Origin of the sequence: Psychrobacter sp. JCM 18902, assembly GCF_904846615.1 — a bacterium.
In the GTDB taxonomy this organism is placed as follows: Bacteria; Pseudomonadota; Gammaproteobacteria; order Pseudomonadales; family Moraxellaceae; genus Psychrobacter.
Genome location: NZ_CAJHBK010000001.1, coordinates 1,848,180 through 1,861,863, shown reverse-complemented (window position 1 = coordinate 1,861,863; position 13,684 = coordinate 1,848,180). Strand labels below are relative to the sequence as shown.

The 13,684-nt window shown below is 43.9% G+C and carries 10 protein-coding genes and 3 tRNA genes; 10 read left to right on the top strand and 3 right to left on the bottom strand.

The window, feature by feature from the left end; all coding sequences use genetic code 11:
• Positions 1-136 precede the first annotated feature (136 nt).
• The 4 genes from JMY05_RS07595 (at position 137) to JMY05_RS07580 (ending at position 3,855) form a co-directional block, all read left to right on the top strand.
• Positions 137-2,062: an AAA family ATPase gene (locus JMY05_RS07595; protein ID WP_045444574.1), complete on the top strand. Its 1,926-nt coding sequence runs from the start codon at positions 137-139 to the stop codon at positions 2,060-2,062.
• 175 nt (positions 2,063-2,237) lie between these two features.
• Complete coding sequence (locus tag JMY05_RS07590; RefSeq protein WP_045444577.1) at positions 2,238-3,428, top strand: type I glyceraldehyde-3-phosphate dehydrogenase; 1,191 nt, start codon at positions 2,238-2,240, stop codon at positions 3,426-3,428.
• Between the two features lie 162 nt (positions 3,429-3,590).
• A tRNA-Ser gene (locus JMY05_RS07585) sits at positions 3,591-3,681 on the top strand.
• A gap of 83 nt (positions 3,682-3,764) precedes the next feature.
• Positions 3,765-3,855, top strand: a tRNA-Ser gene (locus JMY05_RS07580).
• Positions 3,856-3,945: 90 nt separating this feature from the next.
• Here the strand turns inward: JMY05_RS07580 and JMY05_RS07575 are convergent.
• The 3 genes from JMY05_RS07575 to JMY05_RS07565 form a co-directional block, all read right to left on the bottom strand.
• Positions 3,946-4,680, bottom strand: a complete 735-nt coding sequence (locus JMY05_RS07575; RefSeq protein ID WP_045447193.1) for a hypothetical protein — start codon at positions 4,678-4,680, stop codon at positions 3,946-3,948.
• 229 nt (positions 4,681-4,909) lie between these two features.
• The gene (locus JMY05_RS07570; protein ID WP_045447190.1) at positions 4,910-5,251 is read right to left on the bottom strand and encodes a hypothetical protein; all 342 of its coding nucleotides are present in this window, start codon (positions 5,249-5,251) and stop codon (positions 4,910-4,912) included.
• Positions 5,252-5,624: 373 nt separating this feature from the next.
• Positions 5,625-5,700 (bottom strand) — tRNA-Asn (locus tag JMY05_RS07565).
• 498 nt (positions 5,701-6,198) lie between these two features.
• Between JMY05_RS07565 and JMY05_RS07560 the strand changes: the two genes are divergently transcribed.
• The 6 genes from JMY05_RS07560 (at position 6,199) to JMY05_RS07535 (ending at position 13,608) form a co-directional block, all read left to right on the top strand.
• Positions 6,199-6,543 carry a DMT family transporter gene (locus JMY05_RS07560; RefSeq protein WP_201539990.1) on the top strand — a complete coding sequence of 115 codons (345 nt, stop codon included), beginning with the start codon at positions 6,199-6,201 and terminating at the stop codon, positions 6,541-6,543.
• Between the two features lies 1 nt (position 6,544).
• Positions 6,545-7,117 (top strand): TetR/AcrR family transcriptional regulator, encoded by a 573-nt coding sequence (locus tag JMY05_RS07555; protein WP_055125112.1) that lies wholly within the window; start codon positions 6,545-6,547, stop codon positions 7,115-7,117.
• A 171-nt stretch (positions 7,118-7,288) separates the two neighbouring features.
• On the top strand, positions 7,289-8,803 hold the full coding sequence (betB, locus tag JMY05_RS07550) for a betaine-aldehyde dehydrogenase (RefSeq protein WP_201614708.1): 1,515 nt from the start codon (positions 7,289-7,291) through the stop codon (positions 8,801-8,803).
• A 119-nt stretch (positions 8,804-8,922) separates the two neighbouring features.
• Positions 8,923-10,623 (top strand): choline dehydrogenase, encoded by a 1,701-nt coding sequence (gene betA / locus JMY05_RS07545; protein WP_201614706.1) that lies wholly within the window; start codon positions 8,923-8,925, stop codon positions 10,621-10,623.
• Between the two features lie 257 nt (positions 10,624-10,880).
• Positions 10,881-12,926 (top strand): choline BCCT transporter BetT, encoded by a 2,046-nt coding sequence (gene betT / locus JMY05_RS07540; protein ID WP_201614704.1) that lies wholly within the window; start codon positions 10,881-10,883, stop codon positions 12,924-12,926.
• A 190-nt stretch (positions 12,927-13,116) separates the two neighbouring features.
• Positions 13,117-13,608, top strand: a complete 492-nt coding sequence (locus tag JMY05_RS07535; protein WP_045447188.1) for a M48 family metallopeptidase — start codon at positions 13,117-13,119, stop codon at positions 13,606-13,608.
• Positions 13,609-13,684 lie beyond the last annotated feature (76 nt).

The following is a 13,684-nucleotide window of genomic DNA, read 5'->3' as shown; positions in this document are numbered from 1 at the left end:
TTAAGTTATGTGGCTTATCAGGGTGAAAGTCGTCCGCAAAACAGATGTAGCTGTTATAATTGTTGGCAGCTTTTTCTCTTATTGTTTGCTCTTAAGCTGTTTTTCTTATTACTATTAACTTAATTGGTTTAGATATATGCGTCAATCTTCTGCTCTTGATATCTTAAAAACGGGTCAAAATGTCTTTTTGACTGGCTCAGCAGGTTCAGGTAAGACTTATACTCTCAATCAATATATCGACTACCTGCGTGCGCGCCGTGTGCCTGTCGCCGTCACTGCGAGTACCGGTATTGCTGCCACACACATGAATGGCACAACGATTCATAGTTGGTCCGGCATCGGTATCAAAGATGAGTTAAGCGACCGCGACTTGACTACGTTATCACGCAAGCAGTTTTTGGCAGACCGACTAAAAGACACCGCGGTATTGGTCATTGATGAGATATCGATGTTGCATGCTAAGCAGCTCAATTTGGTCAGCCAAGTACTCAAGCATGTCCGCAAAAATGACAAAGCCTTTGGTGGTATTCAGGTCGTCGTTGCGGGCGATTTTTTCCAGCTGCCACCGATTGGTAGTAAGGGTGAAACCAACCGTGAAAAATTTGCCTTTATGTCTGAAGCGTGGCTTGATGCCAAGTTCCATATTTGCTATCTGTCTGAGCAACACAGGCAGGTTAGTGAAGCGGCAAATGGCGGGCTTGATTTGGACGATATTCTCAACCAAATTCGCCGTCAGGAAGTCACTTTTGAATCGATTGCCGCGCTGGAGGCGACTTTTGATCAAAATGTCGATATCAAACGTACCCGTCTTTATACCCACAATCTCAACGTTAATAGTATCAATGATAAAGAGCTTGCGGCGTTAGAGGGCGAGATGATGCGCTTTACCGCCACATCTACGGGCGACAGTAAACTGGTTGAGACCCTTAAAAAGACCGTCCGTACCCAAGATGATTTGGTATTAAAAGTCGGTGCCAAGGTAATGTTTATCAAAAACAATACCGAACTTGGCGTGTCCAACGGTACGATGGGTGAATTGATTGGTTTTGCCGCTGTTAAAATCGATGATAGCAAAGACAGTAGTGACGATTTAATCGAAGACGATGACGACAGTGCTGAAAGTGAGAATGATAAGAATGTAAAAGGCAAAAGTAAAAAAGCCATAAAAGAAAAACCAAAATCTAAAAAGCCAACGACGCAAGAAATGCCCGTGGTTCGGCTCAATTCAGGGCGTGAAGTTGTCGCTGAGCCTGAAGAATGGATCATCGAAGATGAGACGGGCGATGTGCTCGCAAGCTATGAGCAAGTGCCATTATGTCTAGCTTGGGCGATTACCATTCATAAGTCGCAAGGCATGACGCTTGAAGCTGCTGAGATTGACTTATCACGTACTTTTGAGTTGGGGCAGGGCTATGTGGCATTATCACGATTAAAGTCGCTGGCAGGTTTGCAGTTGCTGGGTATGAACGACATGAGCTTGCAGCTTGATCCGCTAGCACGCGGTGCAGATAAGCGCTTTTTAGTATTGTCTGATGAAGCTGATGCCAATTATTCGATGCTTGATGAAGAGAGCATGACGCAGGCACATGAGAAGTTTATCTTGAAATCAGGCGGAACGCTGAGTAAGTCAGTGATTGACGCTTACTCCACTTTGCAAAAAAAGCGCCGCGAGCAACAACAGGCGCAAATAGACAAAAAACAGAAACTGGGCAATCAAGTTTCAGATAAGTCGGACAGTACCTTGCTTGCGACGCGATTATTATTAGAGGAAAGCTTGTCGATTGCAGAAATCTCACAAGCACGCCAGTTGTCACAATCGACCATCATGCGTCATATTGCTGACCTAAAATCTCAAGATCCAAGTCTCGCTTGTGATCATTTGCGGCCAGAGGATGAGGTGATGACGGCGGTTGGTAATGCCTATGTCGCGATTAAAGTCGCCAATAATCCAAATGATTTCAATGATGATGGCAGTATTAAATTGCGTCCAATATTCGATCATCTTAAGCAAAGTATTGATTACAATGCTATTCGTTTGGCACTGATTTTTATAACGCCTTAATGCCCAATGGCGTCTTGATACTGAGTATGACAATTCAGGGTTAAAGCATTCACCAAAGCCATTTAGCTTTTATATAACAATCTCTAGAGCCGATTAACAACTTGTTGGTTTTGTCTCATTGTAGCGCTGACTTTGTAGTGCTCAATTTTTTATCCCTTTATAGCGATATCTTTTTATGCCTGATTTTTCGAGCGCCACTTATCAATTAACGTCTGACCCAATAGCAGCAGCGGCGTTTCATGCATCTAGTGAGCACACACAGCCACTGAGGATTGCTATCAATGGTTTTGGACGTATAGGGCGCAACGTTTTGCGGGCATTGCTAGAGCGCTTTGAGGTATTAGGTCGTGCCATCCATGTGGTGGCAATTAATGATTTAGCCCCTGCTGACATTCTGTTGCACTTATTAAAGTTTGACAGCACGCATGGTCGCCTAAGTCGCCTTGGGGTCAGTGCTGATATTGTGGCAAGTAGCAACGATGAAGCGAGCGATGACGGTAACAATGACAGCGCCACACAGCTTTGTCTGACAAAAAACAATTATACCTACTGTATCAATTTATTCTCAGAACCTAACCCTGCGCAGTTGCCTTGGCAGGCGCTGGGTGTCGATGTGGTACTAGAATGTACCGGACATTTTCGCTCTTATGAGCAAGCACAACTGCACATAGTGGCTGGCGCGCAGCAGGTGATTATCGGTGCGGCACCATTCGATGATGTCGATGCTTGTATCGTTATGGGCGTTAATACTGATGAGCTAACACGTGAGCTGCCGATTATATCGAGCGTTTCTTGTACCACGCAGGCCTTGGTTCCCTTGATTGCGACGCTTGATACCGCATTTGGGGTAAAGTCAGCGATGATGACAGAGATTCATGCGGTTACCGCTGATCAAACAGTGCTTGATCAAGCCCACCGTGACCCAAGACGCGCGCGCGCGTCTGGTTATAATATTATCCCAACCACCTCTAGCAGTATCGCGGCGACAGAGCGTGTGCTGCCTGCTATGGTAGGCAAGATAAATGGGCATTCGATACGAGTGCCTACCATTGATGTAGCCGCTATTGATGTGACTTTTGTTTTTGATACGCCCGATGTGTCTGTCGAGGCAGTCCGCGAGGCACTCAAATCTGCCAGTCAGGCACATTTGCGTGACATCATGGCTTATACGGATGAGCCACTGGTCTCTAGCGATTTTATCCATCAGACTGAGTCTTTGATCATTGATGGTCAGCAGCTCATGCAAGTGGGTAGCCAGTACAAGGTTTTTGCATGGTATGACAACGAATGGGGTTATGCCAATAGATTACTAGATATGTGTCTACATCTGGCTTCTCATAAAAAACCTATCGTCAATTCTCTATAATAGAGTGACCGCGCTAACCTCACTGCAAGTATCATATATACCTCTGCATGCAGTTGCCTTGACTCTTTTTTAAACTGAATCAACGATAGCATCAAAATAATTTAAATTCGTGCAATTAATTGCTTGCATTCTTATGTTATATCGCTATAATAACGCACAAATGGAGACGTGGCAGAGTGGTTGAATGCACCGGTCTTGAAAACCGACAAGGGTTTGTAGCCCTTCGAGAGTTCGAATCTCTCCGTCTCCTCCAAATTCGAAAGCCGCAATCATTATTAATGATTGCGGCTTTTTTTGTTGCATTTTTATTTTATATCGTTATAATAATGCACAAATGGAGACGTGGCAGAGTGGTTGAATGCACCGGTCTTGAAAACCGACAAGGGTTTGTAGCCCTTCGAGAGTTCGAATCTCTCCGTCTCCTCCAAATTCAAAAAAAGCCCTAATCAGTGATGATTGGGGCTTTTTTATGCTGGATATTTATCCTATTATTTTATAAATATTCTGTAGCGTTTTTTTATTTCATTAACGACTCATCAAACTTAATTTCCTGCCCATTCTCCAATATCAATGTGCCTTTACTGATCATGATGGTCAAGTCTTTGGTGTTTTTAATGGCACGCATAACGTTGATGTCTTCAATACTGCTCTCGATGATGATCTTGCCAGACTGCTCTGGTTTAATAGGCGGGTCAAACTGTGTTAGTGGTACGTTAAAGCTTTTGCCCTGCGCCAAGTTAGCATCTTGCATGGTCAGTGTGCCCTTAAAGCTTCGAATGGCGACCTTGCCGTGATTAGAGAGCATAAACTGCAGTTTTACTTGATTTAAGCTGTCACTATCGCTGGTTTTGACTGGTAGTAGAGCGACAGGGTAGTTCTGCGCATTGGCACTATAAGCTGGCTGGCTGCTGACGATGGGGCTTTTTTTACCTGTTGGATTGTTTGGATGTAGTCGTTCGTATTCACGCTGTTGCACAAGGGCTTGCTTGATAGTGGTACGCGGCATCGCCCCCGACTCATAGGCACCGCTGAGTTTCATTCGCAACATGTAGCGGCTGAGTAATTGCTGCTCAGATTCAGGTAACTGCTCAAAAGTAGTGCCGAGTTTTTTCTGCCACTGGTCAGAGTTGGTCGGTATGGTTTTTTTGGTTGGATCCGCGGTTGGCTGTGAGCAACCAGAAACGATTGGTAGTATCGCTAAGGCAATCGTCAATAACAAAGCTTTATTCAAGCGTTGATGTAAACTCGCCATCGTACACCTCCTTAAAAATCTTTATGGATAATAAAGAATGACAACAAAATAATGAGCGTTTTCTTAATATACCTCGTTTGATGAGAGGTTGTGTTTAATTATCGCTAAATGCTGTATCGCAAGCAAAATAGGCATATTTTTGTTACGCCCACAAAAAAAGACTGAGTGCTGTTAAGCAAACTCAGTCTTTTTTATTAACAGTAGTAACACCTAACGACTGTTTGAATGGTTAGTCATGAGTCTGGTCATTTTCTTGCAGCTCAGATAGTGAGTGAGTAATATTATTATTGTGGGTCACCACAATGGCCTCATCAATAATACGCTGGCTGACTCCGCGTTTACGCAGGCTTTCGATGAACACCTCGTCATGGGCTAGGGTGTAGTCTTGATGATCGCGGTCAAGCCCTTGACGAATATATAAACGAATAAGCCCTTGGATGCGTTTAAACCCCAACTCTTTTGAAGTGGCTTCTAATAGCGAAATCATCTCTTCAGACAAACGAATACTGATCGGGCGCATGATTTTTTGCGGATGATCAGAAAACTTATTTTTCACACGTACAGGTATCATAATAAACCATTATTTTTAGTGAGTAGAAGTAAAGCACTCAGACAAAAACTAACCCAATCAAAACTATCCTTACCATACAACAAAAACGCCTAAAAGAACACCGTAGCATGCCAATCGCACTAGGGCGTGTCCTCAATTCAATCGATTAACCTCTAAATGGGATAAAAATGGCTAAATTTTGCCAAACATCGTCAAATAGCTTATTAATATCTCGACATTATTTGTGCTACTGTCCTTGTTTGACGGCAATTTATCTCATTTTTGTCACCACTTTTAAAATGAGGACACGCCCTAAGATTGCGGCTATCCTCTTAATTGAAAACGGCAACCATAAAAAAACCTTCATCAAATAATGATGAAGGTTTTTAGTATATGGCTCTCCAACCTGGGCTCGAACCAGGGACACACGGATTAACAGTCCGTTGCTCTACCAACTGAGCTATTGGAGAATAAGTTGGTATAACGATAAGTTAGATAAGCGCTATTGCTTGTCTTGTTTGCGTTATGTGGGGCACATTTTAGCCAAGTTGTTATAGGCTGTCAACCTTATTATGCCATTAATTATAAATATTGTTGTTATCTGTCAAAAATAACCAGCAATCCCTTATAAAGCGGGCTGTTTTGGCAAATTTTGACCGCTAAAATATTATTTGCTGACTAGGGCGTGTCTTCAATTCAATCGATAAATCTCTAAATGGGCTAAAGAATGAGCTAAAAGTGTTTAAAACCCTTATTCATGTAGGTTGGATATAAAATCTAGCGGTAATTTGATTAGACAAGTCGGCTATCTTTTTGAATAGTAAAACAATCTGTACCTTCTTCGAAACAAAAAAATCAGAAACAGCCCTTCACATTACTAGAATATTTCTATAGAATACCGACCGTATGGTTTCTTTAATGTATATACATTATTAATATGTGATCAATCTGAGACAGGTAACCTAATTATGAGTCCCACCACTATTGCCTACGGTTATCTAGCCATCGCCATTATTTGCGAAGTGGTTGGCACGACCTTTTTAGTCAAGTCAGAGCAGTTTACGCGTTTGGTGCCGACCCTGATTATGGGTGTGCTTTATGCCATCTCGTTTTACTTATTAACACAAACCATCAAAACCATACCGCTTGGTATTGCTTATGCACTATGGGGCGGGTTGGGGATTGTGCTGACATCGCTCGTTGGCTTGATTTTTTTTAAGCAAAGTCTTGATACGGCAGCTGTGGTTGGTATCGCTATGATTGTGGGCGGTGTCGTGGTGATGAACTTATTCTCTAATTCTGTGGTGCACTGATATGGAAATGGAAAACGCTTACAAACGTAAAAAACAGCCCGAAGTTGTCCGTCGTGCGCTACTAGATCAGGCAGCGCGAATCACGTTAGAGCAGGGCTTATCAAAAGTGACCTTTCAGGCGGTCGCTGATGCGGTCGGGGTGACCAAAGGCGGGGTGATGCATCATTTCACCACTAAAAATGCACTCATCCTTGAAGTGTTTCATGATGCGATGGCTAGATTTGAGGCAGAAGTCAATCAAGCCATGGCAGAAGACCCTGTGCGTTACGGCTCTTTTACTCGTGCTTATATCAATGCCACGATTAGCTTAGGCGAAAAGGGGCAGGAAGAGCTCGATAGTCAAGCAACCTTATATGCATTGATGCTAGGCGATAGCGAGTTACGTGAGTTGTGGGCCAAGTGGGCAAATGCACAATTAAAGAAACATCAAGCAACCGACAATACCGAAACATTATGTATGGTGCGTCTGGTGGCTGATGGTATTTGGCTCTCTGATTTTTCAGGGATTAGTATCTCAGATAAGACCTCTATTCATAAGCGTTTGATAAAAATGACGCAACCTGAGAATGAGTAAAACGCTGTTCTCAAATGATTGATTAAATAAGCTTTTTTATTAAAAAAGCATAGAAAGACAGGCTTGTAGCAATAGGCTATATAAATTCATTTTAAACATTTAACCCATGACGACATTATTTAGCATTAGCTTGTTTATAAGGCTTTTGCCAGTCGTTAATAGGAGCACCGCATGACAGATTCAAAAACAGACCTAAGCAACTTAACAGACATCATTAATTTAGAGAAGGTTCAAACCGCTTATATTAATGGCTGTTATTTGGCTGTCGATGACTCATTAACCACCTTTGAAGACATCAATCCAGCCACGGGTGAAGTGTTAACTACCGTTCAGCAAACGACCAGTGAGCAGATTAATGAAGCGGTAAAAGCAGCACAAAAAGGTCAAAAAGTTTGGGCGGCGATGACCGCGGTTGAACGCAGTCGTATATTGTTAAAGGCGGTTGCGATATTACGTGAGCGCAACGATGTACTCGCGTTACTTGAAACTAAAGACACGGGCAAAGCGCTCTCTGAAACCAAATATGTCGATATCGTGACTGGTACTGATGTCGTTGAGTATTACGCAGGGCTTGCGCCGATGATTGAAGGTCGTCAGATTCCATTGCGTGATACTAGCTTTGTCTATACTCGCCGCGAGCCGCTCGGCGTCGTCGCAGGTATCGGCGCGTGGAACTATCCGATTCAAATCGCGATGTGGAAAGCAGCACCAGCTTTAGCCACTGGGAATGCGATGATTTTTAAACCTTCTGAAATCACGCCTCTAACTGCGCTAAAACTGGCAGAAATATTGACAGAAGCGGGTCTGCCAGATGGCGTCTTTAACGTTGTGCAAGGCGATTATAAAGTCGGTGAAGCGTTAACTCAGCATCCTGATATCGCAAAGGTATCGTTTACGGGCGGCGTACCAACGGGTAAAAAAGTGATGGCAAGTGCCGCATCTTCGTCGCTCAAAGACGTGACCTTGGAGCTTGGCGGTAAGTCGCCCTTGATTATATTTGATGATGCGGACATCGATACCGCCGCTGATATTGCGATGATGGCGAACTTCTATAGCAGTGGTCAAGTCTGTACCAATGGCACGCGCGTGTTTATCCCTAATGCCTTACAAGCCAAGTTTGAAGAAGCCATATTATTGCGTGTCGAGCGTATTAAATTGGGCGATCCGATGGACGAAAATATTAATATGGGTCCATTGGTCAGCTTCCCACATATGGAAAGAGTGCTTGGTTATATCGAGCAAGGTAAGGCTAGCGGTGCACGTCTATTGACGGGTGGTGAACGTATCACAACAGGCAAATTGGCAAATGGCGCATTCGTCGCACCGACTGTGTTTACGGATTGCAGCGACGATATGACCATCGTGCGCGAAGAAATCTTTGGTCCAGTGATGTCGATATTGACTTATGAGACTGAAGAAGAAGTGATTCGCCGCGCCAATGATACCGAGTATGGTTTGGCTGCAGGAGTTGTGACTGCGGATCTAACACGCGCGCATCGCGTGATTGCGCAGATTGAAGCCGGTATTTGCTGGTTAAATACGTGGGGCGAGTCAGCTGCGCAAATGCCAGTTGGCGGTTATAAGCATTCGGGTATTGGTCGTGAAAACGGTATTGAAGCTCTTGAGCATTATACTCAAACTAAATCTATCCAAGTCGAATTGGGCGCGTTTGAATCGGTATTTTAAGCAGTTGTACGGTAAAAATTTTTAAAACAGTAAGGTTGGCGTATTAAGGATAATTTGTCCTTTTGGCACCACCTTACTGATATGAAATGATGGATTTTTTTAATATTATGGAGCGTTTTATGACATCAACCACACCTGAATATGACTACATCATCGTCGGCGCAGGCTCAGCAGGAAATGTGCTGGCTACACGCTTGACCGAAGATGCCAACATTAAGGTGTTGCTGTTAGAGGCGGGTCGTCCGGACCATCGCTTAGACTTTCGCACGCAGATGCCAGCGGCACTCGCGATGCCGTTACAAGGAACGACTTATAACTGGGGTTATAAAACCGACCCTGAGCCTTATATGAATAATCGCATCATGGACTGTGGTCGCGGCAAAGGGCTTGGCGGCTCATCACTAATTAATGGCATGTGCTATATCCGTGGTAATGCTTTAGATTTTGACGATTGGGCAAAAATAAAAGGCCTAGAAGATTGGACGTATTCGGACTGCCTACCGTATTTCAAAAAGTTAGAAAATTGTGACGCTGGCGAAAATGACTATCACGGTGTGGGCGGTCCTGTTGAGATGACCACCTCAAAGCCTGGGGTTAATCCGCTGTTTCAAGCCATGATTGAAGCGGGCGTGCAAGCGGGCTATCCGCGTACCGAAGACCTAAACGGCTATCAACAAGAAGGTTTTGGGCCAATGGATCGTTTCGTCACGCCCAATGGTCGCCGTGCCTCAACGGCTCGTGGTTATCTCGACCGTGCCAAACCACGTAGCAATATCACCATTTTAACGGGTGCGCTTACTGATGTTATTTTATTCGAAGGCAAACGTGCTGTCGGTGTCAAAGTCGAGCATCAAGGTCAGACTAAGAACTTTCATGCGTCTCGTGAAGTGATTGTTTCATCGGGTGCTATTGCCTCGCCGCAACTGTTGCAGCGCTCTGGTATTGGTCCTGGTCAATGGCTCAAAGATTTGGGTGTGACAGAAATACTGGATTTATCCGGCGTTGGTAATAACCTACAAGATCATCTAGAGCTGTATATGCAGTATGAATGTAAGCTGCCAGTGTCGATTGCGCCTGCCAATAAATGGTGGAATAAGCCAGCGATTGGCGCGGAATGGTTATTCAATGGTACAGGGCTTGGGGCTTCTAACCAGTTCGAAGGTGGCGGTTTTATTCGTACCGATGAGAAGTTTACCCATCCTAATATCCAGTACCACTTCTTGCCATTAGCAGTGCGCTACGATGGTCGTAGTGCCGTGAAGTCGCACAGTTTCCAAGCGCATGTGGGCTCATTGCGCTCGCCAAGTCGTGGTCGCGTCAAGCTGACCTCAAAAGACCCAAGCGCGCATCCGAGTATCTTATTTAACTATATGTCTCACGACCAAGACTGGCACGAGTTCCGTGCGGCAATGCGTATCACCCGTGAAATTATGCATCAGCCAGCGCTCGATCCTTATCGTGGTCGCGCCATTGCGCCAACCGATGATTTGGTGACTGATGCGCAGCTAGACGAATATGTCCGTAATCATAGCGAAACGGCTTATCATCCGTCGTGTACCTGTGCGATGGGTGAAGGTAATGATTCAGTCGTCAATGGCGAAGGACTCGTACACGGCATCGATGGCTTGCGCGTCGTTGATGCGTCGATTATGCCAAATATCATCAGTGGCAATCTAAACGCCACCACCATTATGCTTGCCGAAAAAATCGTCGATAAGATGCGCGGCAAGCAGCTACCACGCTCGACCGTAGATTATTACGTTGCCAATGGTGCACCGCTTAGAACTGAGCCGATGCGCGCTTACCACTCTACTGTCTAAAGAGCTATATGAGCTATTAGGCAATGAAATATATAAGCAATTCCAATAAGAAGACCTTTCCACGCAAAGGTCTTTTTCATCAGCGCTAATGTATTAAGTATTTTTAATACTGTTGTGGCTGCCTTTGATTGTCATTTAAATTTTTATTTACATCGCAGTTTTCATTTATTGGTACTGCTTTGTGCGTCATACAGTCATTAAGTTATGACGGACAAATCAATATCAGACCCTGTTTAATTTACCTATTGAGGTCTTTTATGTACAGCTCGCCATCAAAAGATGCGACGAAACCCCTGACTCTAAACAAGACGGTTTTTTTAGGTTCAGCTATTATTTCTATTTTATTAATTATCTGGACGATTGCGTTTCCAGATTATAGTGAGACATTATTAAGCTCAAGCATGGCATGGGTATCAGAGAGTTTTGGCTGGTATTACATGCTGGTGGTTGCCGCTTATAGTATATTTGCACTATTTGTTGGTTTTTCTAAATACGGCGACATCAAGCTTGGGCAAGACCACGAAAAAGCCCAGTTTCCTTTCCTAGCATGGGCGGCGATGCTGTTCTCCGCGGGTATCGGCATTGATTTATTGTTTTTTGGTGCCTCTGAGCCATTGATGCATTATTTGACGCCGCATACGGGGCTGGAGCCTGCCAGTGCAGAAGCCATGCGTGAAGCACTTGCGCAAACTTTTTTACATTGGGGGCTACATGGTTGGGGTATTTATGCCTTAATCGGTATGGCATTGGCGTACTTTGCGTATCGTAAAAACATGCCATTGGCGCTGCGTTCACCACTGACGCCTATCTTTGGCGAGCGCTTGATCAAAGGCTGGCTTGGCGATGGTATTGATACCTTTGGTGTTGTTTGTACCTTGATGGGTATTGCGACCAGCTTAGGCATCGGCGTATTGCAAGCCAATGCTGGATTGACCCATGTTTTCGGTATTGAATCTAGCAAAACAGTCCAGACGCTTATTATTGTAGGTGTCGTTGCTGCTGCAGCTATTTCGGCGATGACAGGTGTGGAAAAGGGCGTCCGCCGCTTATCTGAATTTAATATGCTATCGTCGATATTACTATTAATCGCCATATTGGTGATGGGTAATACGGTGTATTTGCTGAATACCTTTACCCAAAATATCGGTCAATATTTCCAAACCATTCTCTTTAAAACTTTTGATGTATATGCCTATGACGGTACTGCTGGTGCCGACTGGAAATCAGGCTGGACAATTTTTTTCTGGGCATGGTGGGTCGCTTGGGCACCGTTTGTTGGTCTATTTATCGCACGTATTAGCCGTGGTCGTACCTTGCGTGAGTTTGTCTTTGGTGTGATGTTTATTCCGCTTGGTTTCATTTTTGCCTGGTTCTCTATCTTTGGTAATTCAGCGATAGATTTGGTTGCTAATGGTGCCACTGAGCTTGGTGAAATCGCTGTTAATGACGCCGCCATGGGTATGTTTGCCTTGTTTGAGTATTTTCCTTACAGTGACGTTTTATCATTCGCTGGTGTGGTCATTGGTTTAGTATTCTTTGTGACCTCAGCGGATTCGGGTGCTTTAGTATTAGCGAACTTGAGCTCACGCGGCATGACCAATGACACTGATGCTCCTGTTTGGTTGCGCCTGTTTTGGGCAGCAGCAACGGGTCTTATCACTTTAGGATTATTATTTGCAGGTGGCTTTGCGTCATTGCAGTCAGTATCTGTCATTGCAGGTTTGCCATTCTCGCTCATTCTTGTACTCTATATGGTGTCGATGTGGAGATCATTAAAAGAAGAAGGCAATAAACGCAAAGCCAGTACGATTGGTACGGCTAATGTGCTTGATAGTGGTAAGAGCTGGAAAGCACGCTTGCAACGTATTGTCAGTTTCCCTAGACATGCACAAGTTGAACGCTTTTTACAAAATGTGGTTAGACCTGCCATGACGGAAGTTGAAAAAGAATTTGCGGCAGGCGGTCTAAAAACCTCTTTGGACATCCGTAACCCTGAACATATCGGACAAGATATAGATAAAGGCATGGATGAGAGTAGCGGTCAAATAGATGGTCTAAAATTACGGGTTGGACACGGTGATGAAGACGACTTTATTTATGAAGTGAATTTGATTAAAGCGGAGCGTCCTAACTTTACATTGAGCACATCAACTAAGAATGCAGAGTACTATTATCGTGCGGAAGTGTTCTTAAGTGAAGGCTCACAAGAGTATGACTTGGTAGGTTACTCCAAAGAGCAAGTGTTGGTCGATATCTTAAATCAGTACGAGCGCCATTTGCAGTATCTACATTTAGAGCGTTAATTGATTTATCAACGCGTCCTGAATATTTAAGTAAAAACACTTAAGTAAAAACATCGTAACAAACAACCCCATAAGTTGAATGCAGCTTATGGGGTTGTTTTATGAAAAATAAAATAAGTAGATATAGGGTAAAATATATAAAGATACGTTTCGGGTTATCAGTTTCGAAATATTAGCAAAGGATAAGTTTGTGACCACATTAAAGTACATCGCTCATTATTCTGAGCAAGTTCAGACCCAAGCGGCATTGCTGATTAGCGATGGTAAATTAGGCGCATATCTAGAAAAAAAGTATCCCACTCAGCACCAAATAAAAAGTGATAAGGCGCTTTATCAGTATATCAATGAGATAAAAAACCAATATATGCGCAAAGTGGGACAGTTATCGAATGTCAGCTATAGCAGTAAATTAACGGTTCTCAAACATGCGCTAGGTATTCATACCACCCAGTCTCGCATACAGGGCAGTAAGCTAAAATCGCATAACAGCATCACGGTAGCGAGCTTATTTCAAGAAGCACCGCCTGAGTTTCTGCGCATGATTGTCGTGCATGAGTTGGCGCATTTTAAAGAGCATGAGCACAACAAAGCGTTTTATCAATTATGCTGTCATATGGAGCCTGAGTATCATCAGTTTGAGCTTGATACGCGGTTGTGGTTGCACTGGCGCGAATTGAGTTGATCGCAGTGCTGTATTCTTTTCTTCTCAAAATGAGGACACGCCACAGATTGTATTTCTTATCATAACTTTCTTATCA